This is a genomic window from Bacillus sp. FSL E2-0195, assembly GCF_038003645.1.
GTDB classification, from domain to species: Bacteria; Bacillota; Bacilli; order Bacillales; family Bacillaceae_G; genus Bacillus_A; species Bacillus_A mycoides.
Window position 1 is genome coordinate 1884332 of the sequence record NZ_JBBOPN010000001.1, and the last position, 23967, is coordinate 1908298.

At 34.4% G+C, this 23967-nt stretch carries 26 protein-coding genes and 1 pseudogene; 20 read left to right on the plus strand and 7 right to left on the minus strand.

All coding sequences use genetic code 11. The features are described from left to right. Window positions 1–10 precede the first annotated feature (10 nt). The 7 genes from MHH59_RS09715 (at window position 11) to MHH59_RS09745 (ending at window position 7032) form a co-directional block, all read left to right on the plus strand. The gene (locus tag MHH59_RS09715) at window positions 11–1849 is read left to right on the plus strand and encodes an IucA/IucC family protein (RefSeq protein WP_340851153.1); all 1839 of its coding nucleotides are present in this window, start codon (window positions 11–13) and stop codon (window positions 1847–1849) included. Continuing rightward, window positions 1836–3074: an AMP-binding protein gene (locus tag MHH59_RS09720; protein WP_340851154.1), complete on the plus strand. Its 1239-nt coding sequence runs from the start codon at window positions 1836–1838 to the stop codon at window positions 3072–3074. The genes MHH59_RS09715 and MHH59_RS09720 overlap by 14 nt, the downstream gene beginning before the upstream one ends. Next, window positions 3071–3346, plus strand: a complete 276-nt coding sequence (gene asbD / locus MHH59_RS09725; protein WP_002064932.1) for a petrobactin biosynthesis protein AsbD — start codon at window positions 3071–3073, stop codon at window positions 3344–3346. The genes MHH59_RS09720 and asbD overlap by 4 nt, the downstream gene beginning before the upstream one ends. 24 nt (window positions 3347–3370) lie before the next feature. Further along, entirely contained in the window at window positions 3371–4375 is a 1005-nt protein-coding gene (locus tag MHH59_RS09730) for a DUF6005 family protein (protein ID WP_002126945.1), read from the plus strand. A gap of 14 nt (window positions 4376–4389) precedes the next feature. Next, complete coding sequence (locus MHH59_RS09735) at window positions 4390–5232, plus strand: sugar phosphate isomerase/epimerase family protein (RefSeq protein WP_002012383.1); 843 nt, start codon at window positions 4390–4392, stop codon at window positions 5230–5232. A gap of 122 nt (window positions 5233–5354) precedes the next feature. Then, a complete protein-coding gene (locus MHH59_RS09740; protein WP_000113539.1) occupies window positions 5355–5561 on the plus strand; it encodes an alpha/beta-type small acid-soluble spore protein in 207 nt (68 codons plus the stop codon). Between the two features lie 217 nt (window positions 5562–5778). Further along, the gene (locus MHH59_RS09745; RefSeq protein ID WP_078214209.1) at window positions 5779–7032 is read left to right on the plus strand and encodes an MFS transporter; all 1254 of its coding nucleotides are present in this window, start codon (window positions 5779–5781) and stop codon (window positions 7030–7032) included. A 48-nt stretch (window positions 7033–7080) separates the two neighbouring features. On the opposite strand, the gene MHH59_RS09750 is transcribed toward MHH59_RS09745, so the two are convergent. Then, entirely contained in the window at window positions 7081–7698 is a 618-nt protein-coding gene (locus tag MHH59_RS09750) for a LysE/ArgO family amino acid transporter (protein ID WP_078178504.1), read from the minus strand. Between the two features lie 122 nt (window positions 7699–7820). Here MHH59_RS09750 and MHH59_RS09755 point away from each other — a divergent pair, with 122 nt between their 5' ends. Together MHH59_RS09755 and MHH59_RS09760 are read left to right on the plus strand one after the other, a co-directional pair. After that, window positions 7821–9263, plus strand: coding sequence for an aminotransferase-like domain-containing protein (locus MHH59_RS09755; RefSeq protein ID WP_340851157.1), 1443 nt, complete (start codon window positions 7821–7823; stop codon window positions 9261–9263). 12 nt (window positions 9264–9275) lie between these two features. Further along, window positions 9276–9443 (plus strand): DUF3933 family protein, encoded by a 168-nt coding sequence (locus tag MHH59_RS09760; protein WP_002012388.1) that lies wholly within the window; start codon window positions 9276–9278, stop codon window positions 9441–9443. A 95-nt stretch (window positions 9444–9538) separates the two neighbouring features. Here the strand turns inward: MHH59_RS09760 and MHH59_RS09765 are convergent, their stop codons facing one another. Both MHH59_RS09765 and MHH59_RS09770 read right to left on the minus strand, forming a co-directional pair. Continuing rightward, window positions 9539–10504, minus strand: coding sequence for a patatin-like phospholipase family protein (locus MHH59_RS09765; protein WP_002012390.1), 966 nt, complete (start codon window positions 10502–10504; stop codon window positions 9539–9541). Window positions 10505–10585: 81 nt separating this feature from the next. Next, window positions 10586–10747, minus strand: a complete 162-nt coding sequence (locus MHH59_RS09770) for a YjcZ family sporulation protein (RefSeq protein WP_002012392.1) — start codon at window positions 10745–10747, stop codon at window positions 10586–10588. Window positions 10748–10971: 224 nt separating this feature from the next. On the opposite strand from MHH59_RS09770, the gene MHH59_RS09775 reads away from it, so the two are divergent. The 4 genes from MHH59_RS09775 (at window position 10972) to MHH59_RS09790 (ending at window position 13831) form a co-directional block, all read left to right on the plus strand. Then, complete coding sequence (locus MHH59_RS09775) at window positions 10972–11724, plus strand: YwqG family protein (protein WP_078178507.1); 753 nt, start codon at window positions 10972–10974, stop codon at window positions 11722–11724. A gap of 147 nt (window positions 11725–11871) precedes the next feature. After that, window positions 11872–13032 carry a transglutaminase domain-containing protein gene (locus MHH59_RS09780; RefSeq protein ID WP_002064944.1) on the plus strand — a complete coding sequence of 387 codons (1161 nt, stop codon included), beginning with the start codon at window positions 11872–11874 and terminating at the stop codon, window positions 13030–13032. Window positions 13033–13141: 109 nt separating this feature from the next. Next, a complete protein-coding gene (locus MHH59_RS09785; RefSeq protein ID WP_002064945.1) occupies window positions 13142–13342 on the plus strand; it encodes a DUF4083 domain-containing protein in 201 nt (66 codons plus the stop codon). Window positions 13343–13369: 27 nt separating this feature from the next. Next, window positions 13370–13831 carry an NUDIX hydrolase gene (locus MHH59_RS09790; protein WP_078178508.1) on the plus strand — a complete coding sequence of 154 codons (462 nt, stop codon included), beginning with the start codon at window positions 13370–13372 and terminating at the stop codon, window positions 13829–13831. Between the two features lie 44 nt (window positions 13832–13875). Here MHH59_RS09790 and nadE read toward each other — a convergent pair whose 3' ends face one another. After that, window positions 13876–14694, minus strand: coding sequence for an ammonia-dependent NAD(+) synthetase (gene nadE / locus MHH59_RS09795; RefSeq protein ID WP_215556074.1), 819 nt, complete (start codon window positions 14692–14694; stop codon window positions 13876–13878). A 264-nt stretch (window positions 14695–14958) separates the two neighbouring features. Here nadE and MHH59_RS09800 point away from each other — a divergent pair, with 264 nt between their 5' ends. From MHH59_RS09800 to MHH59_RS09810, 3 genes are all read left to right on the plus strand, one after another. Further along, window positions 14959–16839, plus strand: a complete 1881-nt coding sequence (locus MHH59_RS09800; protein ID WP_002012400.1) for an FtsX-like permease family protein — start codon at window positions 14959–14961, stop codon at window positions 16837–16839. A gap of 119 nt (window positions 16840–16958) precedes the next feature. Next, window positions 16959–17246 (plus strand): AbrB/MazE/SpoVT family DNA-binding domain-containing protein, encoded by a 288-nt coding sequence (locus MHH59_RS09805; protein WP_002012401.1) that lies wholly within the window; start codon window positions 16959–16961, stop codon window positions 17244–17246. Window positions 17247–17580: 334 nt separating this feature from the next. Beyond that, on the plus strand, window positions 17581–18531 hold the full coding sequence (locus MHH59_RS09810) for a serine protease (protein ID WP_340851162.1): 951 nt from the start codon (window positions 17581–17583) through the stop codon (window positions 18529–18531). A 40-nt stretch (window positions 18532–18571) separates the two neighbouring features. On the opposite strand, the gene MHH59_RS09815 is transcribed toward MHH59_RS09810, so the two are convergent. Continuing rightward, entirely contained in the window at window positions 18572–18880 is a 309-nt protein-coding gene (locus tag MHH59_RS09815; RefSeq protein ID WP_340813822.1) for an ArsR/SmtB family transcription factor, read from the minus strand. Window positions 18881–18987: 107 nt separating this feature from the next. On the opposite strand from MHH59_RS09815, the gene MHH59_RS09820 reads away from it, so the two are divergent. Both MHH59_RS09820 and MHH59_RS09825 read left to right on the plus strand, forming a co-directional pair. After that, on the plus strand, window positions 18988–19923 hold the full coding sequence (locus tag MHH59_RS09820) for an aldo/keto reductase (protein WP_088005272.1): 936 nt from the start codon (window positions 18988–18990) through the stop codon (window positions 19921–19923). A 49-nt stretch (window positions 19924–19972) separates the two neighbouring features. Beyond that, on the plus strand, window positions 19973–21148 hold the full coding sequence (locus tag MHH59_RS09825; RefSeq protein WP_002186090.1) for an MFS transporter: 1176 nt from the start codon (window positions 19973–19975) through the stop codon (window positions 21146–21148). Window positions 21149–21332: 184 nt separating this feature from the next. Here the strand turns inward: MHH59_RS09825 and MHH59_RS09830 are convergent, their stop codons facing one another. Both MHH59_RS09830 and MHH59_RS09835 read right to left on the minus strand, forming a co-directional pair. After that, complete coding sequence (locus MHH59_RS09830) at window positions 21333–21557, minus strand: hypothetical protein (RefSeq protein ID WP_002012407.1); 225 nt, start codon at window positions 21555–21557, stop codon at window positions 21333–21335. A gap of 84 nt (window positions 21558–21641) precedes the next feature. Then, window positions 21642–21989: a DUF4257 domain-containing protein gene (locus MHH59_RS09835; protein WP_000426320.1), complete on the minus strand. Its 348-nt coding sequence runs from the start codon at window positions 21987–21989 to the stop codon at window positions 21642–21644. A gap of 196 nt (window positions 21990–22185) precedes the next feature. Here MHH59_RS09835 and MHH59_RS09840 point away from each other — a divergent pair. Then, window positions 22186–22697 (plus strand): annotated as a pseudogene (locus MHH59_RS09840) (DinB family protein). 182 nt (window positions 22698–22879) lie between these two features. Then, on the plus strand, window positions 22880–23929 hold the full coding sequence (rsgA, locus tag MHH59_RS09845; RefSeq protein WP_002165939.1) for a ribosome small subunit-dependent GTPase A: 1050 nt from the start codon (window positions 22880–22882) through the stop codon (window positions 23927–23929). The last annotated feature ends 38 nt before the right edge of the window (window positions 23930–23967 follow it).

The window sequence follows — 23967 nt, forward strand, 5'->3', positions numbered from 1 at the left end:
GGAGGGATTTATGAAAGAAGAAGTTTATCACATAAAAATATTGAAGGCACTCCAATCAAAAGAGTACATTTCAGTAAGAAGAAGAGTATTCCGGCAATTAGTAGAATCGTTAATTTATGAAGAAATCATTACGCCGATTCGTATACAAAAGGGAGAGCAAATACTTTTTATTATACAAGGTCTTGATGAAAAGGATCAAAATGTAATGTACCAATGCTATGGGCAAGAACGTATGACATTTGGGCGTATTTGTTTACATGACTCATTAATAATGAGAGTTCAAGATGAGGAAGAAATACAATCAGTTTCACAATTTTTACAGGAGATTTTTCGGATTGTTCAAGTGGATCGAACGAAATTGGATTCTTTTATTCAAGAATTAGAACAAACAATCTTCAAAGATACGATTGCACAATATGAGAGAAGTTGTGAAGAAGACTATCTTGCGAAATCTTATGATGAGCTTGAAAGTCATTTAATAGATGGACACCCGTATCATCCTAGTTATAAAGCACGCATCGGGTTTCAATATCGTGATAATTTTCAATATGGATTTGAATTTATGCAATCAATGAAAATTATATGGATTGCAGTTCATGAGAAATATACGACTGTAGGATATGAAAGTGAAGAGAGTTATAACTGTACCTTTAAAGAAGAAATTGGTGAAAAGAAAATCGAAGAGTATATGGATCGTATTCGAACAATGGACTGTGATTCGAAGAAGTACATGTTTATACCTGTTCATCCTTGGCAGTGGGAGAACTTTATTATTCCGAATTATACTGACCATATACAGGATAAATATATTATTTATTTAGGGAAATCAGAAGATGATTATTGCGCGCAGCAGTCGATGCGGACATTAAGAAATGTTACGAATCGAGAGAAACCATATGTAAAGTTATCAATGAATTTACTCAATACTTCAACTATCCGTACATTAAAACCACATTCGGTTGTGAGTGCACCTGCTATATCGAATTGGTTAAAAGATATAGTAAATCATGACCCTTATTTAAGGGATGAATCGCGTTTAATTTTGTTAAATGAATTTTCGAGTGTTACGTACGATGCGAATAAAAAAGCTACGTATGGCTCATTAGGATGTATTTGGCGCGAAAGCGTTCACAAATATTTAGATAAGAAAGAAGAGGCAATCCCATTTAACGGTTTATATGCCAAGGGAAAAAATGGGACACCAACTATTGATTTGTGGTTAAAGAGATATGGAGTAGAAAGCTGGTTACAATTGCTTATTCAAAAAGCAATTATCCCAGTTGTACACCTCGTTGTAGAGCATGGAGTCGCATTAGAATCACATGGGCAAAACATGATTTTAGTTCATGAAGAGGGAATACCAGTCCGTATTGCACTAAAAGATTTTCATGAAGGACTGGAGTTTTATCGTCCATTTTTGAAAGAACTCGAAAAATGTCCTGACTTTACTAAAATGCATAAAACATATGCGAATGGTCGAATGAATGATTTCTTTGAAATGGACCGTATTGAATGTTTACAAGAAATGGTTTTAGATGCGCTTTTCCTATTCAATCTAGGTGAACTAGCTTTCGTGCTGGCAGATGAGTATCAGTTGAAAGAGGAACAATTTTGGATCATTCTTGTTGAAGAAATAGAAGATCATTTTGAAAGATTTTCGCATTTGAAAGAACGTTTTGAAGCATTACAATTATATGCACCTACATTTCATGCAGAGCAATTAACGAAGCGTCGTTTATATATGGATGTGGAATCGCTTGTTCATGAAGTTCCAAATCCATTGTATAGAGCAAAGCAACTTACAATACAAAAATCAGTTGTTACAGGGGGAAATCATGCTAATCGTTAATAAACAAGAATTTAGCAAATATGATTTTGAATTGAGATTACAAGGTTACGAGAGAGTGGAACAATTTCAAGAAGCAGAAGGAAATAGATTTGCACTTTGTCTGAAAGATCCATTCGATATTATTACGCTTGTGTTTTTCCTAAAAGAAAAAAGAGCATCTGTACTACTTATTCATGAAGATACGCCAAAGGATACAGCTATTGAAATGGCAAAGCGCGCAAAGTGTACTGCACTTTTATACGGAGAAAGTAACGACTTTACAAAATTAGAAGTTCCAAATCTATTACAAGAAGAATCGTCTTTATTGCAGTATAGTTCAGGTACAACAGGAGAGCCAAAACTGATTCGTAGAGCATGGACGGAAATTGAAACAGAAATTGCTGCTTACAATGAAGCTTTAAAATGTGAAGAAGACGAAGTGCCAATTGTAATGGCTCCAGTTTCACATTCATACGGATTAATTTGTGGCACGTTATCAGCAATTACGAGAGGTAGTAAGCCTATAATCATTACAAATAAAAACCCTAAATTCGCGTTAAATATAGTTCGTAATACCGAAAAACATATCATATACGCAGTGCCACTTATGTTACATATTATGGGGAGTTTTCCACAAGGGACTTTTCAGTTTCATAAAATTATGACATCAGGATCACCTTTGCCAGAAACGCTATTTTATAAGTTAAAGGGCATGACGAAATACATGATGCAGCAGTACGGCTGTTCTGAAGCTGGTTGCATTAGTATATGTCATGCTATGGAAACACATTTGGATTTAGGAAAACCACTTCCTCATGTAAGTATTAACATAGGTTCAAATGAAGATGAACCTGAAGAAATCGTAGTGAAAATTGCTGAAAAGGAGATTTATACAAAAGATTTAGGTTATAGATCTGAGCAAGGCATTCATTTCATGGGGCGAATAGATGATGTTATTAATGTGTCCGGTCTAAAGGTATTTCCTATAGAAGTGGAAGAAACGATGCTTCGATTAGAAGGTATTCAGGAGGCGATTGTATACCGGGGCAAGCATCCTGTGATGGGAGAAATAGTAAAAGCGAAAGTAGTCTCTTGTATTGAACCAGTACAAATACGAGAATGGTGCATACAGCATTTACCGTCTTATAAAGTGCCACATGAAATTGAAAATGTAGCAGAGATTCCGAAAAATAAAACAGGGAAAGTAAGTCGGAAGTTATTAGAGATGGGAGAGATAACAACATGAGTCGTGAAATGTTAAAAGAAGCAGTTTTAAGTATTATGAGAGAAAAAATGGAACTGAAAAATGTAACGCATTTAGAAGAAACGATGCGTTTAAATCAAGATTTATATATAGATTCGGTAATGATGTTACAGCTTATAGTATACATAGAAATGGATTTAAAGCTATGCGTTCCAGAGGATGAGATAGACCCAAAGGCGTTTCTTACTGTAGGATCTTTGCTTGACTTTATGGAAGAGTTACAGCCGTTACACGAAATAAATGTGAATAACTAACCTTTTAGGAAAGTGGATGAGAGTATGACTTCAATTAAAGTTCACTGTTTAGTGAGTTGTTTTTGTGAAATTATAAAAAGGCGTAGCGATATAGATTTCCGTCCATTTTATTTCGGATTATGGGATGGAGATTTTGATATAACAGAAGGCGGGATTATTTCTTATCATTCCGAAAACATTAATCATGATAACTACTTACTTTGGTATGAAAAATTGTATGGCATTAAAGTGAACGAATGGTACGATCATTCAAAAGATAAAAGTAGCAATGTAGAAACATTTTTAGAATTAGTAGAAAATAAGCCAGAAAATCGTTACGTAATTGTAATGGTTGATATGTCTTTATTACCTGAGAGAGAAAATAAGTTTCATCAAAAACCGTTTCCGCATTACTTAATGATATCGAAGACAGAGAAAGAAGATGAATGGTTCATGCTTGATCCTGATTTTCGCTGGGAAGGGAATATGGAAAGAGAAAAAGTGCTCCATTCTGTTAAAGACAACCCATTTGGTGGAGGCTATTTCATTGATATAGAAGGAATTCAGGAGCCAACACAAGAGATGGTAGAAAGTTATTTCATGGAAACATTCAAAAAAGATGATAATGAACTAACAATGGAATTAAAAAAATTAATAATAAAAATGGTAAATGAAGAGGATGGGTATTCACTTTCCGGGCTCGTAACGGCAGTAAAGCAAATACCCGTATTGGCAATACGTAAATATAGCTATGAACATGCCTTTGCATACTTCCGTGAAACTTTACAATATTCGGAGCAAGAATTTGATTATTGGTGTGATCGAGTGGAAGACATTGTACAAGGATTTACAAATGTACAGTACCGTGCTATTAAAATGGCAATGACAAATAATAAAGATATGTTATTACCAATTGTTGAGAAACTTGATGAAATGAATACAATTGAACTGCAAATTAAGGATGAACTAGAGAAACAGTTTCTGTTATGGAAAGAAATGATAACAAATCAGTCTTTCTTAACTAATACAAGTTCATTGAATTTAAGATAAGGGAGTTCAAACCAATGAAATATTCGCTATGTACAATTTCATTTCGCCATCAACTAATTTCATTTACTGATATTGTTCAATTTGCATACGAAAACGGTTTTGAAGGAATTGAGTTGTGGGGGACCCATGCACAAAATTTATATATGCAAGAGCGTGAAACGACAGAACGAGAAATAGATTATTTAAAGGATAAAAATTTAGAAGTTACGATGATAAGTGATTACTTGGACATATCATTATTAGCGGATTTTCAAAAAACGATGGAAAAATGTGAACAGCTGGTAACACTAGCTAATTGGTTTAATACAAATAAAATTCGTACGTTTGCCGGGCAAAAAGGTAGTGAGGATTTCTCGGAACAAGAGAGAAAAGAGTATGTGGAGCGAATTCGCATGATTTGTGATCTATTTGCTCCGCATAATATGTATATACTATTAGAAACACATCCAAATACATTAACGGATACTTTGCCGTCTACTTTGAAATTGTTAGAAGAAGTAAATCATCCATATTTAAAAATAAACCTTGATTTTCTTCATATATGGGAGTCTGGTGCAGACACTGTAGATAGTTTTCATCGATTAAAGCCGTGGATACAACATTACCATTTTAAGAATATATCATCAGCGGAGTATTTACACGTGTTTGAACCAAATAATGTATATGCCGCTGCTGGAAGTCGTATAGGAATGGTTCCATTATTTGAAGGTATTGTAAACTATGATGAAATCATCCGGGAAGTGAGAGATACTGATCATTTTGCTTCGCTTGAATGGTTTGGGCATAATGCGAAAGATATATTGAAAGAAGAAATGAAAGCATTAACGAATAGAAAATTAGAAGTAGTAAGTTCATAAGGTGAAATGATGAAAGAGTCTCGTTTAGGAGACTCTTTTTTTATTTTATCAATAACCAAAAATTACCATGTATTTAATTTCGGATTTGATACAGTTTAATATATATAAGGAGGTGATCGGTAATGGCTAGAAATCGTAACGCTAATCAATTAGCATCACATGGAGCACAAGCAGCTCTAGATCAAATGAAATATGAAATTGCACAAGAGTTTGGTGTACAGCTTGGAGCTGATACTTCTTCACGTGCAAACGGTTCTGTAGGCGGTGAAATTACAAAACGCCTTGTAGCAATGGCAGAACAACAGCTTGGTGGCGGATATACTCGCTAAATGTAGAAGGTTATAGGAGAAAGGAAGGATTCTTCCTTTCTTTTTTATTTTCAATTAATTGGTATGGATATATTGTGAACAGGATTCAAAGAATAGGAGTAATGCTATATTTTATCCAATTTCTTTTGTTGTAAATGGAAAGTAGTAAAGATGAAATAGCCCTGGTGGAATGTAAACATAATTTCCAGCAGGGCTATTATATGGTAAGAAATATATGATGAAAGGTTCCGAAATCAACATGTTAAAAAAAGAAAACTGTTGTTTAATTGCACTTGCATCAGTTCCACTTGTTATGACGCTAGGTAATTCAATGCTTATTCCAATCCTGCCAACCATTGAAAAGAAATTACATATTTCATCTTTCCAAGTATCCATGATAATTACAATTTATTCTATCATTGCAATTATACTTATACCGATTGCTGGTTATTTATCAGATAGATGGGGACGAAAGATGGTAATGGTTCCAAGTTTATTAATTGCAGCTATTGGAGGAGCGATAACGGGATGGGTATCATGGAAAGTTGATAACCCTTATGTTTGGATTCTTATCGGAAGAGCAATTCAAGGGATAGGTGCTGCTGGTGCTATGCCAGTTGTCATACCATGTGTCGGTGATTTATACAAAGATGAAAAACAGGTTAGTGCAGGTTTAGGAATCATTGAGACGTCAAATACATTTGGAAAAGTATTGAGTCCCATATTAGGATCAGCTCTTGCAGCTATTGTATGGTTCTTACCATTTTGGGCGATTCCAGTTTTATGTGTAATATCGATTGTTTTACTACTGGTACTAGTAAAGGCGAAGAAACAAGAAGAAGAAGAAGTCCCACCACTTAAAGAATTTATTCAATCTATTATCTCTACGTTTCGAGAAAAGGGAAGATGGTTAATTGCCATTTTTATACTAGGTGCAATTATTATGCTTATTTTATTCGGAATACTTTTTTATCTGTCAACTATACTGGAGTCGAAGTACGATATTCATGGTATATGGAAAGGGTGTGTACTCGCTATTCCTTTACTTGTACTATCACTTAGCTCATATATGGCTGGTAAAAAAATTGGAGATAAACAAGATATTATGAAAAAGTGTATCTATATTGGATTTTTACTGGCTGCTGCATCTGTCTTCTTACCTTTATTTCTAAAAGGAATCTATTTGCTACTTCTTTGTCTCGTTATTATGGGGGGAGGAATTGGTATGGCGTTACCATGTCTAGATGCTCTTATTACACAAGGGATTGAAAAAGAGCAGAGGGGGACAGTTACGTCATTTTATAGTTCAATGCGATTTATCGGTGTAGCAGCTGGACCACCCCTGTATTCTTTTTTTATGAAAGGGGCAGACCATGAAGTGTTTTATTTAACAAGCATCTTCGCTGTTATTGGTGCTGTCATAGCGATAATTTGGATTAAGCCGGCAAAAGATGAAATGGAAATAAAGCAGAAGCCTGAACCGACTGCATAATTTGAAAGAGGATTGCATGATGTGTAATTAGCATGCAATCTTCTTAATTTAGTTAGGGAAAATAACTTGTTTTAACATATAAAGTGCGACTCCCCATATGATTAGCCCTGAAAATTTATTTAATATTGTGATCGTTTTCCCTGTTGAGTCTAATCCTTTTAGAAATTTCCCGGCAAAAGCTAAGCTAATAAACCAAATCCAAGAAACTATAATTGTTGCAAAAGTGAAAGCCCATTTCTCACTTCCTATGTACTGTATAGAGTTTGTTCCGATTACACCAATTGTGTCTAAAATTGCGTGTGGATTTAGTAATGAAACTGATGCGGCGAAAATAATTTGATTTTTTAAAGGCATGCTTTTTTCTTGTTTTACATCATTTGAAGAATCGCTTCTCCAAATAACCCAGCCCATATACATAAGAAAGAAAAATCCAATCATATACAAGGTGGTTGTTAACCAAGAGAAAGTTAAGAGGACAAGGGAGACACCTTGTACAGCAATTAATATTAATAATGTATCACATATAGATGCAGTCAAGACTACAGGAGCAGCTCGCCAAATATTTGGTTGACTAGCGCCTTGGTTAAAGACGAAAACATTTTGGACACCTAATGGAATGATAAGACCAAATGCAAGGATGATACCGTGAATAATTGCTTCACTCATCAGATTACCTCCTACTTAATTTGATTAATTATGATAGTCTATATTGTATAGAAGAAATGAAAATTTGTATCCATCCATATGGTTGGATAGGTTACCAACCATAAAATATGTGAGGTGATATAATGGAAAGGCTCGTTTGGAAACCTAATATGTCTTCATCTATTCCGTTGTATAAACAAATAGAATCTTATATAAAAGAGAGAATTGTTAATGGGGAATGGACAATTGGAACTAAATTACCTTCACAAAGAGCTTTGGCGCATGCGTTTGAAGTGAACCGAAGTACAATTGTAATGGCTTTCGATGAGTTAATAGCAAAAGGGTATATTGAGGGGAATGGACGGAAGGGAACAATTGTTATAAAAAATAGTGAGAATACTTCAACATATGCCCCGCCTCCAAACTGGCAGTCTTACGTAGAAACAGGACTTCATTATCCGAATCTTCCTGCTGTACAAGAGATTAATCAAGCTGAATTTACTCCCAATGTAATTCGATTAGGAACAGGTGAACTTTCACCGAGTCTCTTGCCTGAGAAAAAGATGAAGGGTATTATTAATAAAATTTTACAATCAAATGTTCCACTTGGGTATGAGGAACCGAAAGGGAATCTCCATTTAAGAGAAAAAATTGCGGAATATTTAAAAGGGCATGGGGTATATGTATCTCCTGACTCTATTTTAATTGTTTCAGGGGCAATTCAAGCATTGCAGCTTATTTCTATGGGGCTTCTTCCGAAAGGAGCGTCAATTTTATTAGAAAAACCATCATATTTATATTCGCTTAATGTATTTCAATCAGCAGGAATGCGCTTGATTGGAATACCAATGAATGAGAATGGTATAAATACTTCATACATTACAAGATATAAGAAACAATTTAACGCATCTATTTTATATACAATCCCATCTTTTCAAAATCCGACCAATTTTAGTATGAACGCTAAGAAGAGGGAAGAAGTGATGGAGATATGTAATGAAATTGGATTACCTATTATTGAGGACGCGGTATATCAAGATTTATGGTTCGATGCACCAGTTTCAAAACCTTTAAAGGCATATGATAAAAATGGGATCGTGCTACATATTGGAAGTATGTCCAAAGTCATTAGTCCTGGTTTAAGAATTGGGTGGGTTGTTGGATCAGAATCCGTTATTCAAAGATTAGCAGATATAAAAATGCAAACTGATTATGGTTCAAGTTCTATATCCCAGCAGATTGCAGCGGAGTGGTTCGAAAATGGATTGTATGATGAACATTTACAGTTTGTAAGAAGTGAATTGAAAAAACGTAGAGATTTTATGATAAGTATGTTAGAAAAGTATTGTAGTGGCATTGCAACTTGGCATGAGCCAGTAGGAAGCTTTTACATTTGGCTACATATAAATCTACCAATCTCGAATCGTAGTTTATTTGACAAAGCTTTACAAGAAAAGATTTTATTAAACCCAGGCACTTTGTATGATAGAAGTGCTAACCAATTTTTACGTCTTTCTTATTCCTATGCAACTGTAGAAGAAATTGAAGTTGGAATAAAAAAGATTGCGCAATTAATTAAAGGGTAAAAGGAGAAAAACATGAAACAATATGTGATTTGCCAAATTATCGATGGGGATAAATATTTAGCTGCTTATGCAGAGACAAAACAGGATGCAGTTGAAAAAGCAGAACTGTTAGGATTAAGAACCGGAAACCGTTACATAGTAATTACCGCGGAAGAAGCAGAAGGGTTAACTTATCCTTAAATAATGGGAGAGTACATAAGAAGTAAATAAGCCTAATAATGTACTATATTATTAGGCTTATTTACTATTAAAGTGTGACAGGGAAAATAATATAATTATGAGTCAAGTTGACGGAAATACCGATTTGTTTTTCGATTCTGATTTCCGTCTCTATACTCATCAACATATTGCCTGAAGTTCCAGGATTGTAAAAACTTATTAGCTGCATTATAACCAGAGTTATAGAGCCATTCTTTCTCTTCTTTAGTTAGTTGAAAATTAGTACTGGTAATGGTTCCTGTTGGAATTGTAATAGTTCTAGCCTTTGATTCTTTATCTAAATGACGTAAATCATGAGCTTGCATCATCGTTTTAAATAGTCCTTTGAACATGGAAATAGGTTCGTCATAGTGGGCGGGATCAGCTTGAATCTCATCTTTTATAAAATGAAATCCAAAGGTAGGCCAGCGAGGAGAAGTCGGTGAATCAAAAATCCAAATTGGGTAATTACTTAAAATCCCGCCATCAACCATATAACAAGGCTGCTTCCATTTTGGTGTTCTCCATTTTACTGGCTCAAAGAAGAAGGGGATTGTACTACTCATTCTTACAGCTTTAGCAATAGAGAAGCGATAATTTAAAAATCCATAGTTCGGTAAATCATCGGGGAAGACAACCATTTTACCGTTGCTTATATCAGAAGCTATAATTTTGAGTTTGTTTAAATCAGGTAGATCTGTAAATAAGTGAACGCCCTTTTTTCGCAGTAATTCTTCAAGCCATTCTTCTATAAATACATTGGAATAAATACCTAGAGTAGACCATGCACTTATTCCTTTACCGATAAACGGGATTCTATCAAGAAAAGTTTTCTTCATAAATTTATTATAATCAATGTCGGTTATTATTGTTTTTAATTCGGAACAAGAATATCCAGCTGCTAAAAGCGCTGCGATAATTGAACCAGCTGATGTTCCAGCTACGCGCTCCCATTCATATCCTTTTTCGGCTAACGCGCAAATTGCCCCCACATGCGCAATTCCGCGTACACCGCCTCCTTCAAAAACACCATCAATTTTCATTGAACATACTTCCTTTCTAAAAAATGAAAATGGAAAAAAGCACGTATTGTACGTGCTTTTTTACAATAGTTTTTAAGTTTACTAGCAGCCTACAAAGCCGCCCCAACAGCTAGCTCCGATGATGATTAGAAGGATAAATAAAACGATTAATAAAGCGAAACCTCCATAACCACAACCGCCACCACAACTACCGCCGTAACCGTAACCACCGCCGTAACCGCCGCAACTATATCCGTAACCCATGTGGAATTCCTCCTTAAATTAAAAATAAAAATGAACGAGGGGAAAATATACTGGAAGAAATAAAGAACTATCGTGTTTGTAGGAACAATGTATACTATGCTTTTTTAAACTTGTTCGCGTACGAGGGATAAGCCCGTTTTTTGGAGGGCTTGTTGAATTTACAATGAATGAAGTATAATCTTTGTGCTATGATACAAATAAGTATGTAAATGTAAGGAGAATTTATGGAACAGAAAATTGAAATATTAATTGATAAATATGAACTAACACATTTGAAACAGGAACTTATTAATACTGTATTTCCTTGTGTAAAAGTTGTGCCAAAACAACAGGAAATAATTGCGATAGGCAGTTCGAAAATGGGCGGAGTTCCTGATTTGCCAAATACATTTGAATATCCAACATACAAAGAGAATCCGTTATGTTTTATCGCACAATTTAATTTAAGTGATTTACAAAACGTTGGTATGGATCACAATCTTCCTAAGACAGGGATGTTATATTTCTTTAGTATTGAAAATTACTTTGAAGAAGATGTAAATCCAAACGAAGCTGGACGTGTACTTTATTATGATATCCCTGTAGAGCAATTACGTAGAGCAGATGAAATACAAGCGAAATATAACCAGTGTGCAATTACTTTTGAACTGACGTATAAATTACCGGAGCTTTTCATTGAAGATGAGGCGGATTCAGATCGTTTCTTGCAATTACTTGAAGAGCTAATCCCAGACAACTATGATAATCATCAAATGTTTGGAGAACCATTCTCTGTACAAGATGAGGTATTGTACGAGACTGGACAATATATGGGGATAGATCCACAGCATATGACGCTCTTATTCCAAATTGATTCAGATACTAAAAATTGTAATATGATGTGGGGAGATTTAGGGATGCTTTATTTCTGTATTGGAAATGAAGACTTGAAAAATCGCCATTTTGAAAATACATGCTGTGTGTTGCAAACTTGCTAAAAAAAGGGTTGTTCTTTTTCTAAAAGAACAACCCTTTTAAAAATGTTAAATATGCATAATCTCATATGACCTATTTTAAAAAATATTGTATACTCTGAAACTATACGATACTTTTTTGTATAGTTATAGAATGTAAGGAGTGACAAGATGGGAAAGACAAGTAAGTATGTGACAGCTGCCGCACTTTGTTCAACTATAGTAATGGGAGGCTTACAGGCGTCAGCTGTATCTTATGCGGCTACGAATCCGACTACAGTGACAACACAATCAGATGCAAAGTTGTTAAATGATTTCAGAAAAGAATTAAAAAAACAGATTGATAATAGAGAAGAAAATATTACAATCACATATAAAACAAAAGATAGAAATGCTAGAAATATTATGGACCAATTGTATGGCGAGTTTAATAAAATTGTAGATGCTGATGAGTATGTAAAATATAATGTAGCGTCTACTAAATATTCTATAAAAGGGATGCCAGGGAATTATACATTTACATTACAAGTGAAGTATCGTGAATCAAAAGAGCAAACACAGTATGTAAAGTCTCAGGCGAAAGCAATTGTAAATTCTATCATTAAACAAGGCATGGATGAACATGAAAAAGTGAAAGCTATTCATGATTATGTTGTGAAAGAAGTATCATATGATACTTCTTATCAAGCATATACAGCGTATGAAGCGTTAGCGAATCGTTCTGCCGTTTGCCAAGGATATACATTGTTAACATATCAATTACTAAAAGAAGCAGGTATTCAAAATCATATTGTAACAGGTACAGGGAATGGACAAGCTCACGCATGGAATTTAGTGAACATTGATAACAAGTGGTACCACCTTGATACTACATTCGATGATCCAGTTCCTGATAAAGCTGGGCGCGTAACATATTCATATTTTAATATGTCTGATGAACAATTAAGCAAAGACCATGAATGGGATCGTAGTGAATATCCAGCGGCAACTACAAGCTACTTCAACGAATTAACAAGCAAAATAAAAGCCGGTAGTTCAAAAACTGCTGTATATGAACAAATGTTAAAAGAAACAAATTTAAAGTATTTATCTGCACAATACGGAGCGGAAAATTACAATGAGTTTAAGAAAAAATTACAGCAACAATTTGCTTCCAAGCCAGAAAAAGTAGAAGTACGATATAAGCAGTCAATGGATGGAACGATGCAAGATATAAAGAAAGTACTAGATGAAATAGCTTGGCCAAAAGGTGCAAAGCGTGTATCTTATCAAGTTGCGCCATATAGTGCAATGGCAGGTTATTCATTAGCGACAATTACATTTACGTATTAATGAAAAAGAGCATCTTTAAAAGGTGCTCTTTTTGTGTTTGATTTATAATATCGTTGACTATTTAGAATTGCGTGATAAAATAATTGGAAATAGAGGATGTGATAGCTGAATGAATTTGTTCGAAAATAATATATTTGCATTGATATATTTTTGTCTAGTAATCGGGCTTATCGTTTTGTTTTTTGTATCATTTACTCTGTTCATTAAAAGATTATTGCAAAAAAACACTATGAAAAAACAACATGTGATTAATATGAATCAGAAGTTAGATCGGATTATTGAATTGCTTGAAAAAGATAAAAAAGAATAATGGAAGATGGATAAAAAGGAGAAGCAGATGGCGAATTATATAAAGGAATTACGTGAAAAAATAGGGCATGATTATGTTATTTTGAATTTTGCAGGAGGTTGTGTATTTAATGAATTTGGTGAAGTGCTTCTGCAAAAAAGAGGAGACTTTAATGCTTGGGGATTTCCAGGCGGTGCAATGGAGATCGGGGAATCTGCGGCAGAAACTGCGATTCGAGAAATAAAAGAAGAAACAGGATATGATGTGGAAATTGATGAGCTCATTGGTGTGTATACGAAATATTTTCAAGCATATCCGAATGGAGATCAGGCACAGGCAATTGTAATATTCTTTAAGTTTTCAATCGTTGGAGGGAATACAAAAATAGACGGTGATGAAACGTTAGATTTGCAGTTTTTCCCTTTAGACGAAATGCCGCCATTGTTTAATAAACAACATGAAGATTGCTTGCAGGATTTATTAGAGAAAAGAGTAGGGGTATATCGTTAACGTATAAAAAAGAAGCTAAATGAGATTAGCTTCTTTTTTATGTTCTATTTCCACCAATCATCAAACATTGACGCTGGTACTTGTCTTTTATGTTCACTCACTTTGTAACGCTTCTCGATCTTTTCAGCAACGTCAGCTGGAACGGATTTACCTTCTAAATAGTCATCTAATTGATCGTAAGTAATGCCTAGCTCTGTTTCATCAGCTTGACCTGGTTTTTCATCTAATAAATCAGCTGTTGGCATTTTTAAGTAAAGTCGCTCGTCTGCACCTAATTCTTGTAATAAATCACGTCCTTGGCGTTTCGTTAATCCCGTTAATGGTAATAAATCTGCACCGCCATCTCCGAATTTTGTGAAGAAACCTGTTACAGCTTCAGCAGCATGATCAGTTCCGATAACGAGTAGCCCTTGTTGTCCGCCGATTGCGTATTGTGTAACCATGCGAATGCGTGCTTTTACGTTTCCTTTATTGAAATCTGTTAATGATTCACCTAATAAGTTTTCGTATTGATTTGAGAAGGCATCAACTGTTGAAGCGATATCAAAAGCAACAGACTGATCAGCTTGAATAAATTGTAATGCTAATTGTGCATCATCTTCATCTTTTTGTACTTTGTATGGAAGACGTACGGAGATAAACGTTGCGTTACCACCTTCATTACGAACTTCTTCGACTGCAAGCTGTGCTAAACGTCCTGCTAGTGTAGAGTCTTGTCCGCCGCTAATTCCAAGTACAAATCCTTTTGCACCTGTAGTTTTTAAATAATCTTTTAAGAAATCAATTCGTTTACGAATTTCTACTTTCGGATCAATTACAGGCTGAACATGTAATGATTTCATAATTTGTTCTTGTAATGTCATTATGTTTTCCTCCTATTCATATTAAAGCGGTAAATAAGTTTATATGTATATTGGTACATACTTCTATCCTTTATTATTTCGCAAAACTAACGAATATACAATAGGATGCGTGTATGAATGTAGTCATTATAATGAAACTGTTTTATATAAGCAATTGTTTAAAACCTTTCAATAATGTAAGGTTTTTGTCATTTGAATCGATGGAAGGTATTTCCGAACTTTACTAATATAAAAGTATAGTTAGTAGAAGGGCGGAGAAGTAGTATGAACATTAGAGAACTCGCATTTCGAAATGTAACGCGAAATAGACGAACATACTCAGCTTATTTTTTGAGTAGTGCATTTGCAATTATGGCCTTTTTTGTGTATTCATTTTTTGCGTTTCATCCGGCATTAAGTGCTGGAGAATTAGGACAGTACGTATTCGTAAGTATGTCTTTTGCGCAGTCTATTATTTACTTATTTACATTCTTCTTTATTTTATATTCAATGGGAATGTTTTTAAAAACGAGAAAGCGTGAACTAGGAATTTTAATGATGTTAGGTATGACGAAATATCAATTAAAGCGTCTTATCTTCTTTGAAAATATAATGATTGGAATAGGGGCAATAATTTTTGGGATTCTTTCAGGTATGTTGTTTTCAGGAATATTAATATTTGTAGCTCCGATGATATTAAAACTAGATATCTCTTTATCCTATTACATACCGATGAAAGCGATTGTTGTAACGAGTATTATGTTTTTCGTATTATTTATGATCATTTCATTGTTTAGTGCAGGAATGGTTCGTAAAAATAAAATTATGAAATTGTTTAGAGGATCAGCAGAGGCGAAGCCAGAACCGAAGGCATCTATAATTTCTTCTATATTAGCAGTAGTATTGCTTAGCGCTGGTTATGCAGGAGCTCTTATGTCACATGGTGCAATGGTATTTATAATGATGATTCCTGTTACAACGGTAGTCATTATTGGTACGTATTTGCTGTACAAGCAGTTGAGCGTCTTTATTATTAGACTATGTAAAAAAAGTAAACGTTTCTATTGGACACAGACAAATATTATTACTTTGTCAGATTTAGCATACCGTATGAGAGATAACGCAAGAATGTTCTTTATTGTAACGATTATTTCAACAGTAGCATTTTCAGCAATAGGTACATTGGTTGGGTTTGCTTCGATGACGAAAGAAATTATGGACAGACCAATTGCGTTTCACTATCAGTCTAAGCAAGGTAATAGCAATGAGCCACAGCATCTGAAAATCATTGACGAAGGATTAAAGAAACATAATATAGCAGCTTCAAAAATAAATATTTCATCGAAGAAAACGGAGGAGCAGTCGTTAAGAAGCGCCATTTTTATAAAAGAATCAGATTATAAAGAATATGCAAAGTTAACAGGAGAACCATTTAATACTGTATCAAATAAAGAGGCTTTATTTTTGTCAGTCGAAATACCCGGACCACCGATGAAAGAAAGAAAAGAAATTACTTTACCAAATATGAATGAACCTTTAAATGTGAAAAAAGTTAATACTTCTTCATTAAGTAAAATACTAAGAGGTAATGTGTATGTAATCTCTAAAAATCAATATGATTCATTACAAGATGGATTTAAAGAAGAAAAAGATTATATGTATAAAACACAATCCGCTAAAGATGAAATTGAGGTTGGTAAAGAGCTTACGAATCAGATTAAGCCTTATCAAGAACATTCAACGTTTAGTGCAGAAGAGTACGATCAAAATCAAAGTCTACAAATCGCAGGACCCATTTTATTTGTAGGTTTCTTTATTGGTATTGTATTTTTCGTTTGTGCAGGAAGCTTCCTTTACTTCCGTTTATTTTCAGATTTGGAGGACGATACTCGTTTATTTGAAATGATTCGAAAAGTTGGATTGACGAGAGGGGAATTATCGAAAGTAGTCACAATCCGCTTAGCGCTTTTATTCTTCGTTCCAGTTGGAGTTGCAACATTACACGGGGCAGTAGCATTAACTGCGTTAGGACAAATGTTTGAGTACTCACTGTTTAAAGAAAATACAATTGTATTAAGTATTTTCGTAGGTATTCAAGTTGTATACTTCTTAATTATACGATCGCGTTATTTAAAACAATTGAAAGAAAGATTGAATATTCGTTAAATGTGTTTTTTTAACTTTTGTACTATATTTTCTAAAAAGAGTAAGGCATTACCAAATATATAGTGATAAAATAAAAATAGCGAGGTGAAAAAAATAATAGAGAGTAAGGGGGGAGTAACATGAAAGCAACAGGAATTATTCGAAAAGTAGATGAATTGGGACGGATAGTTATTCCTAAAGAATTACGGGATGTATTAGGAATACAAATCAAATCACCACTTGAAATTTTTGTAGAAGAAGACAAAGTCATTTTACAAAAATATCAACCATACAATGCTTGTCAAATAACAGGTGATGTTTCAGATCAAAATATTTCATTAGCAAATGGAAACATTACTGTTAGTATAGAAGGCGCAAAACATGTAATAAAAGAAATTGAGCAGTTTTTGAACAAGAGTAAGATTTAGTCTTAATTTATCCCGCTATTTGTGGGCAGTAAAACTCCCACCTCAAAACTCGGCTGAAGCAAAGAAGTTAGGTGGGAGATCAATTGCCCGTAAACGCCCGATTGGTGAGGGCTAATAATCAGTGGGGGATGAACACCACCCACTGATTATAGTTTCACTTTATATTATTCTATTGAAAAACTGAAAAAGAAAAGGACCATTAATGGTCCTTTTCTTTTGTTTATTGAGAAACATTTGAGAGGAAGGGAAATGGAACGAATAAAACGAATGTTAAATCTAAACGCATTCAATAGTGGTCTGAAATGAAAATAATATATTTTCAGGAGGGATTACGATGAATAGTAGTACAGCGAATAAACAAAAAGGCATTAAATTAATTCCGTTTACTGTAAATAAAGTGGTTGAACAAGTAAATGAAATTCCACCAGGTGTACAATTGATTCATGCTCCGCAAGTATGGGAAAAGAGCGCGAAAGGAAAAGACATTGTCGTTGCTGTTTTAGATACAGGTTGTGATGTAAATCATGTTGATTTAAAAGATCGTATTATTGGTGGGAGAAATTTCACAAAAGATTATGAAGGAAATCCCAATATTTATCTTGATAATAATGGGCATGGTACTCATGTAGCGGGGACAATTGCAGCGACTGAAAATGGAGTGGGTGTACTAGGAGTCGCACCACTTTCTAAAATGTTAGTTTTAAAAGTATTAGCTGGAGATGGTTCTGGAAGTTATGAGCAAATTATTGAGGCCATTCATTATGCTGTAAATTGGAGAGGACCGAATAAAGAGAAAGTGAGAATTATTTCAATGTCACTTGGTGGTCCGCAAGATGTACCAGAGTTACATGAAGCTATTCAAAATGCGGTAAAACAAGACGTACTTGTCGTGTGCGCTGCAGGAAATGATGGAGATTGTAACGATGATACTGAAGAATTAGATTTTCCAGGTGCTTATTCTGAAGTAATTGAAGTAGGTGCTGTTAATTTAGAGCGGAAAATTTCATGCTTTAGTAATTCAAATCAAGAAATTGATTTAGTAGCGCCGGGTGATGAAATACTGTCTACGTATCAAGAGGGGAAATATGCGGTATTAAGTGGCACTTCAATGGCGACGCCGCATGTCGCTGGGGCGCTAGCACTTCTCATAAAGCAGTGTGAGAGAGAGTATGGTAGAAAATTATCAGAGCCGGAAATATATGCGCAACTTATAAAAAGGACTGTACCTTTAGGGTATGAACGTACATCTGAAGGGAATGGATTAATAGATTTATTAAAAGAATAGTAATTACTAAAAAACATCTCATATTCATATGAGATGTTTTTTAGTATGGTTCTGTTGCATGTATTACAACATCTAATAAACCAGGGAATCTAGTATTTAAATCTTCTTCACGAATTGAAATGAAACGTTGCGTTCCCTCAAGTCGTGTAAACATAACACCAGATTCACGTAACACTTTGAAATGATGAGATAAAGTTGATTTCGCAATTGGAATGTTTAACGCACCACAAGATTGTTCATTTTTCTCTAGTAGCATAGTTACAATTTGTAAACGAATTTGATCGCTAAGTGCATATAAGACAGAAGAGAATTGAATTTCTTCTCGATTTGGATGATAGAGAGTACGCATTTTTTCACCTGCTTGTATAAGTTAATATATTTGCACTATAACATATAAAGTGGTATATTTCTATTGTTCGAATGTAATCGAACAATAGAAATATAGGGGGGTAAAAAATGAAGTATACAAAATTGCAAAAGGCAGGACTAAATATTTCGAAGTTGGGGTTAGGAACAAACGCTGTTGGGGGACATAATTTATATGCTGATGTGAATGAGGAAGAAGGAAAAAGATTAATAGAAGAAGCAATTCAGCAAGGGATTACATTTTTTGATACAGCAGATTCATACGGTTTCGGTAGATCAGAGGAATTGGTAGGAGAAGTATTAAAAGGAAAACGCCACGAGTTTGTACTTGCTACAAAAGGTGGAATTCAGCCGTTATTAAATGGAGAGGTTCATATTAATAATGAACCAAGCTATTTAAGAAATGCTGTGGAAAATAGCTTAAGAAGATTACAAACTGATTATATTGATTTATATTATTTACATTTTACAAATCCTGAAACAAGTTACATAGATTCAATTGAAGAACTTACTCGCCTAAAAGAAGAGGGGAAAATTCGTTCAATTGGAATATCTAACGTAAATGTAGAGCAATTAAAAGAAGCGAATCAGCACGGACATATAGATGTTGTACAATCACCGTATAATCTGTTGGATCGTGCTGCTGGGGAAGAACTTTTGCCATATTGTATAGAATCAGGTATTTCATTTATACCGTACGGGCCTCTTGCTTTTGGGATACTAGGCGGGAAATATACAGAAGATTTTAAATTAAACGAAGGCGATTGGCGTCAAAGTGTAAATCTATTTGAAGAAAATACATATAAAAATAACTTTAAAAAAGTTGAGATGTTAAAAGATTTAGCTAAAGAAATGAATCTTGAAGTATCACATTTAGCTTTAGCGTGGCTATTAAATAAAAAAGGAATTGATACTGTTATTCCTGGTGGGAAACGAGCGGAGCAAATAAGAGAAAGTGTAAGAGCAGTGGATGTTTCATTGAATGAAAAAGTTATGAAAGAGATTGAATCTATTTTAGAAGATTAGTTGAAAAGAGGGATAGTGCCCTCTTTTTATATAAAAGGAGAAGGTTTAAATGAAAAGAGTGCTAGCTGTATTCTTTACGATAATGTTTATGATTGGTACAGATACTTTCTTAATTTCACCACTTTTGCCGACATTACAACAGGTGTATCATGTATCAACTGAATTATCAGGATGGATGGTGAGTTCATATGCTTTAGGATACGCTGGATTTGCGCTTATCGCTGGTCCTATATCAGATGGCTTAAACAGAAAAAAAGTGATGGTATTAGGAATGAGTTTTTTTGCATTAAGTACATTTTTGTGTGGAATGGCACCGAGTTTTTTATGGATGCTAACATTTAGATTTTTAGCAGGTGTAAGTGCAGCTTTTGTATCTCCACAAGTATGGGCATCTATTCCGCTCCTTATAGAGAAGAAGCAAATTGTAAAAGCAATTGGAATTGCAACAGCAGGGTTATCAATCTCCCAAATTTTAGGACTGCCAATTGGAGCATATTTAGCAACGATACATTATACAACACCATTCTTCGTCATTGGTATATTATCAGCACTACTTGTCGTTCTTATGTATGTTACATTACCAGAAATACAACCAGTTCAAATAGGTGGAAATGAAAAAAATATATTAAAGCGCTATAAGCAATTACTTAGAGATTCAAAGGTTTCACTTTCTTATTTTGCATATTTTGTTTTTCAAACTGGTAATTTTGCAGCATTTTCATTCTTTGGTGTGTGGCTTTCCAGTCAATTTGGCTTACAAGTTCATGAAGTAGGTACAGCTATGCTCGTATTAGGATTAGGAAATTTAACCGGTAACATTTTAGGGCCGAGAATCGTAAATAAAATTGGTTATAACCTTTCTTTCTATGGTGGAATTGTATTTACAGCAGTGCAATATGTCATACTTCCTCATTTAAAGAACATTATATTTGTAGAGTTATTTTTCTTTGTTTTATTTTTTATGACAGGAATTTTGTTTGTATTGATGATGGGGCGCTTACAAAATATGTCTAGTATAGCAAGAGGAACAGGAGCCGCTCTTGCTAATGCTTCTATGTATATTGGCCAAATGATTGGAGCGGCAATAGCAGGAATGTTATTTGCAGCATCTCACAATTTTATACTTGTAGGTAGTTTTACTGCGTTACTATATATAGGAGCTTTATTTTTGTTTAGAAAAAGTGAAAAGCTTAATGAAGATAGTGAAACAGGAATTGCATCATAAAGCCTTTAAAAATAAATCGGGGAAATCCAAAAAACAAAAAATCCCTAAAGAGATAGGGATTTATATATCGGCATATAGTTCCTTGGAAAAGGATATACTTAGTTTAACATATAGGACTACTTATATTTGTGAAATAGATGTGAAAGTAATGTGAAAAATGCCGTAATAAAAAGCACTGTTTTAGCTAAAACAGTGCTTTTCGTTTAGATTGAACTGTTGCCGCATTTTCATCATGTATTCCTGCTTCTTCAATAATTCGTTTTTTTACTTTATTTAATAGATGGTCTACTGCCTCACCAAAATAGTTAGCTTCGCTTTTTGTGCGGGCTTCTCGTAAACATTTATAGTTTTCTAGCAGTTCCTCTTTTTCGGTGTTTGTTAAGAAATCTTCTATTTTCTTTTTTGTCATACGAAACACCCTTTCTTCTGACAAACGACGCAATAGAAAATATTTATTTTTTATTATAACAATAATTTTTAGAGAAAGTATAGACTAACGTCGTAATAGTTTGTCAATTTCTTGGATTTTCTCATCAGCTTTCCCAATTTGCGTATTTTTAGCCTGTTCACCACCAAGAGCTTGGTGAAGTAAAAACGTTTGACCGGAAATAGCGGTCACAATGGAGACTTTTATAATTTCTTTTATTAAGGTGACATCGAATAAAACGAGTCCAAGAAGTGCGGCGAGGCTACCTGTAAAAATATCAGTTAAAAATCCAAAATGAAAAAAAGTTTTTAAACGGCGTGGAAGCAATAACTTGCCTTGGTTATTGATTAGATGGGAAACGAAGCCAGTAATGCCACCAACGAGAACTGCGGTTAGCCATTGATACATTTCCATCGAATCCACTCCTTTTAGTGAATAAGATTCGATAATTTTATATTGATTCCTTTTAATATTTCATATAAGTATATTGAGAAAGTTTGTTTAGGTTTATTCCGTATTCAATTTAATTATAACAGAAAAATCTGATATATTTCAGTCTATTATATGAAGCGGTTATTCCTTAATATGAATGTAGAAAGGGGTGCGTGATATGAATATAGATTATCGAATAAGAAGTGTAGATGGTTATACAAAAAATATAGGGGAATTAGTAAGCATGCTGTAACATTACAGGAAATAAACGAGCTATCAGTTGAGCAATTAGATTTAATTATGCCGAGTGGAGGGAATTCCATCGGAGCGTTACTAAAGCATATAGCAGCTATTGAAAAAGCACATCAGCTTATTTCATTTCAAAAGCGTGACTTTACAAAAGAAGAATTAGAAATATGGGAAGATGCACTGTATTTAGGGGAAGCAGGGAAATCTATTCGTGGCTATGACATACCGTATTATGTACAACTTTTGCAAAAAGTGAGAGAAGAAACACTAAAGTGTTTGAGTGAACAGGATGACGAATGGCTAATGTCAGAAAGAAAGTGGCCTAATGGCGTAGCGTATAATCAGCACTACCTTTGGTTTCATGTGCTAGAAGATGAAATTAGTCATCGCGGACAAATTAAAATGCTAAAAAATAAGTTATTTGAAAATTACGTTAAATAAGGTAGCTTTTTAATGGGATATTCCATATAATGAGAGTAATTAAAATTAGAACGGGGTGATGTATTATGGCGAAATTAGCTTATATGAATAATAAACCAAATACAAAGGTGGACGGAAAGGGCGATACTCTATAAGTGAGCGCACAATCCTTCCACTAAGTTCAAACTAGGGAGGATATCAATTTGGATCAAAATATTTTAGAATCTTTCGGATGGGATTCTTTTTTTGAAGAACAAGCTGTAGAGAACTATGAAGTAGGGCGTATTTTACTTGAGCATAAGCATATATATCGGATTATTTGTAATGATGGTGAATATGTAGCGGAACTGTCTGGGAAGTTTCGTCATGAAGCGTTAACGAAGGGAGATTACCCGGCAGTTGGGGATTGGGTATATATAAAGAAAATAGAAAATGAGAAAAAGGCAATTATTCACCGTATTTTTCCGAGAAGAAGTTCTTTTTCAAGACAAGAAGCTGGTAACAGAACTGAAGAACAAATTATCGCAACAAATGTAGATTATCTATTTTTAGTGAATGCACTTAACCATGATTTCAACGTAAGAAGGATGGAACGTTATTTGCTGGTGGCTTATGAGAGCGGTGCAATGCCTGTTATTGTTTTAACGAAGAGTAGTTTATGTGAAGATGTGGAACAGAAAATTGCAGAAACTGAAGCGGTAGCAATCGGTGTTCCTATATTTGTTGTTGATAGCTTAGTGTACGTCGGAATAGAATTATTGCAACAATTTGTTTCACCAGGAAAAACAATTGCTTTAGTTGGATCTTCAGGTGCAGGGAAATCTACTTTATTAAATGCATTAATAGGAACAGATGTAGCAAAAACCGGAGATATACGTGAAGAAGATAGTAAAGGAAGGCATACGACAACTCACCGTGAATTGTTCCAATTACCGAGTGGCGGTTTAGTAATTGATACGCCTGGTATGAGGGAACTTCAGCTTTGGGAAGGAAGCACGGCAATTCAAACTACATTTTCCGATATTGAAGATCTTGCAAATACTTGCCGCTTTCGAGATTGTAAACATGAAGGTGAACCAGGATGTGCAGTGCGAAATGCTATAGATAACGGAACTATACCCGTAGAGCGCTTACTAAGCTATAAAAAGCTGCAAAGAGAATTGGCATATGTTATGAGAAAACAAGATGCTATTCTCGCAAGAGCTGAGCGTGATAAGTGGAAGAAGATTTCTAAACAACATAAAAAAATGTAAAAAACCAAAGGACTATTCCTTTGGTTTTTTGTATTTGT

What these genes read in the sequence shown, in the direction of transcription:
- MHH59_RS09810 (WP_340851162.1), top strand. Translation starts at nt 17,581, where the DNA reads ATGAATAGTAGTACAGCGAATAAACAAAAAGGCATTAAATTAATTCCG.
- MHH59_RS09790 (WP_078178508.1), top strand. Translation starts at nt 13,370, where the DNA reads ATGGCGAATTATATAAAGGAATTACGTGAAAAAATAGGGCATGATTAT.
- MHH59_RS09800 (WP_002012400.1), top strand. Translation starts at nt 14,959, where the DNA reads ATGAACATTAGAGAACTCGCATTTCGAAATGTAACGCGAAATAGACGA.
- MHH59_RS09765 (WP_002012390.1), bottom strand. Translation starts at nt 10,504, where the DNA reads ATGAAAATTGATGGTGTTTTTGAAGGAGGCGGTGTACGCGGAATTGCG.
- MHH59_RS09745 (WP_078214209.1), top strand. Translation starts at nt 5,779, where the DNA reads ATGAAAGGTTCCGAAATCAACATGTTAAAAAAAGAAAACTGTTGTTTA.
- MHH59_RS09730 (WP_002126945.1), top strand. Translation starts at nt 3,371, where the DNA reads ATGACTTCAATTAAAGTTCACTGTTTAGTGAGTTGTTTTTGTGAAATT.
- MHH59_RS09830 (WP_002012407.1), bottom strand. Translation starts at nt 21,557, where the DNA reads ATGACAAAAAAGAAAATAGAAGATTTCTTAACAAACACCGAAAAAGAG.
- MHH59_RS09785 (WP_002064945.1), top strand. Translation starts at nt 13,142, where the DNA reads ATGAATTTGTTCGAAAATAATATATTTGCATTGATATATTTTTGTCTA.
- MHH59_RS09750 (WP_078178504.1), bottom strand. Translation starts at nt 7,698, where the DNA reads ATGAGTGAAGCAATTATTCACGGTATCATCCTTGCATTTGGTCTTATC.
- MHH59_RS09835 (WP_000426320.1), bottom strand. Translation starts at nt 21,989, where the DNA reads ATGGAAATGTATCAATGGCTAACCGCAGTTCTCGTTGGTGGCATTACT.
- MHH59_RS09740 (WP_000113539.1), top strand. Translation starts at nt 5,355, where the DNA reads ATGGCTAGAAATCGTAACGCTAATCAATTAGCATCACATGGAGCACAA.
- MHH59_RS09715 (WP_340851153.1), top strand. Translation starts at nt 11, where the DNA reads ATGAAAGAAGAAGTTTATCACATAAAAATATTGAAGGCACTCCAATCA.
- asbD (WP_002064932.1), top strand. Translation starts at nt 3,071, where the DNA reads ATGAGTCGTGAAATGTTAAAAGAAGCAGTTTTAAGTATTATGAGAGAA.
- nadE (WP_215556074.1), bottom strand. Translation starts at nt 14,694, where the DNA reads ATGACATTACAAGAACAAATTATGAAATCATTACATGTTCAGCCTGTA.
- MHH59_RS09775 (WP_078178507.1), top strand. Translation starts at nt 10,972, where the DNA reads ATGGAACAGAAAATTGAAATATTAATTGATAAATATGAACTAACACAT.
- MHH59_RS09760 (WP_002012388.1), top strand. Translation starts at nt 9,276, where the DNA reads ATGAAACAATATGTGATTTGCCAAATTATCGATGGGGATAAATATTTA.
- MHH59_RS09720 (WP_340851154.1), top strand. Translation starts at nt 1,836, where the DNA reads ATGCTAATCGTTAATAAACAAGAATTTAGCAAATATGATTTTGAATTG.
- MHH59_RS09755 (WP_340851157.1), top strand. Translation starts at nt 7,821, where the DNA reads ATGGAAAGGCTCGTTTGGAAACCTAATATGTCTTCATCTATTCCGTTG.
- MHH59_RS09825 (WP_002186090.1), top strand. Translation starts at nt 19,973, where the DNA reads ATGAAAAGAGTGCTAGCTGTATTCTTTACGATAATGTTTATGATTGGT.
- MHH59_RS09770 (WP_002012392.1), bottom strand. Translation starts at nt 10,747, where the DNA reads ATGGGTTACGGATATAGTTGCGGCGGTTACGGCGGTGGTTACGGTTAC.
- MHH59_RS09820 (WP_088005272.1), top strand. Translation starts at nt 18,988, where the DNA reads ATGAAGTATACAAAATTGCAAAAGGCAGGACTAAATATTTCGAAGTTG.
- MHH59_RS09805 (WP_002012401.1), top strand. Translation starts at nt 16,959, where the DNA reads ATGAAAGCAACAGGAATTATTCGAAAAGTAGATGAATTGGGACGGATA.
- MHH59_RS09735 (WP_002012383.1), top strand. Translation starts at nt 4,390, where the DNA reads ATGAAATATTCGCTATGTACAATTTCATTTCGCCATCAACTAATTTCA.
- MHH59_RS09780 (WP_002064944.1), top strand. Translation starts at nt 11,872, where the DNA reads ATGGGAAAGACAAGTAAGTATGTGACAGCTGCCGCACTTTGTTCAACT.
- MHH59_RS09815 (WP_340813822.1), bottom strand. Translation starts at nt 18,880, where the DNA reads ATGCGTACTCTCTATCATCCAAATCGAGAAGAAATTCAATTCTCTTCT.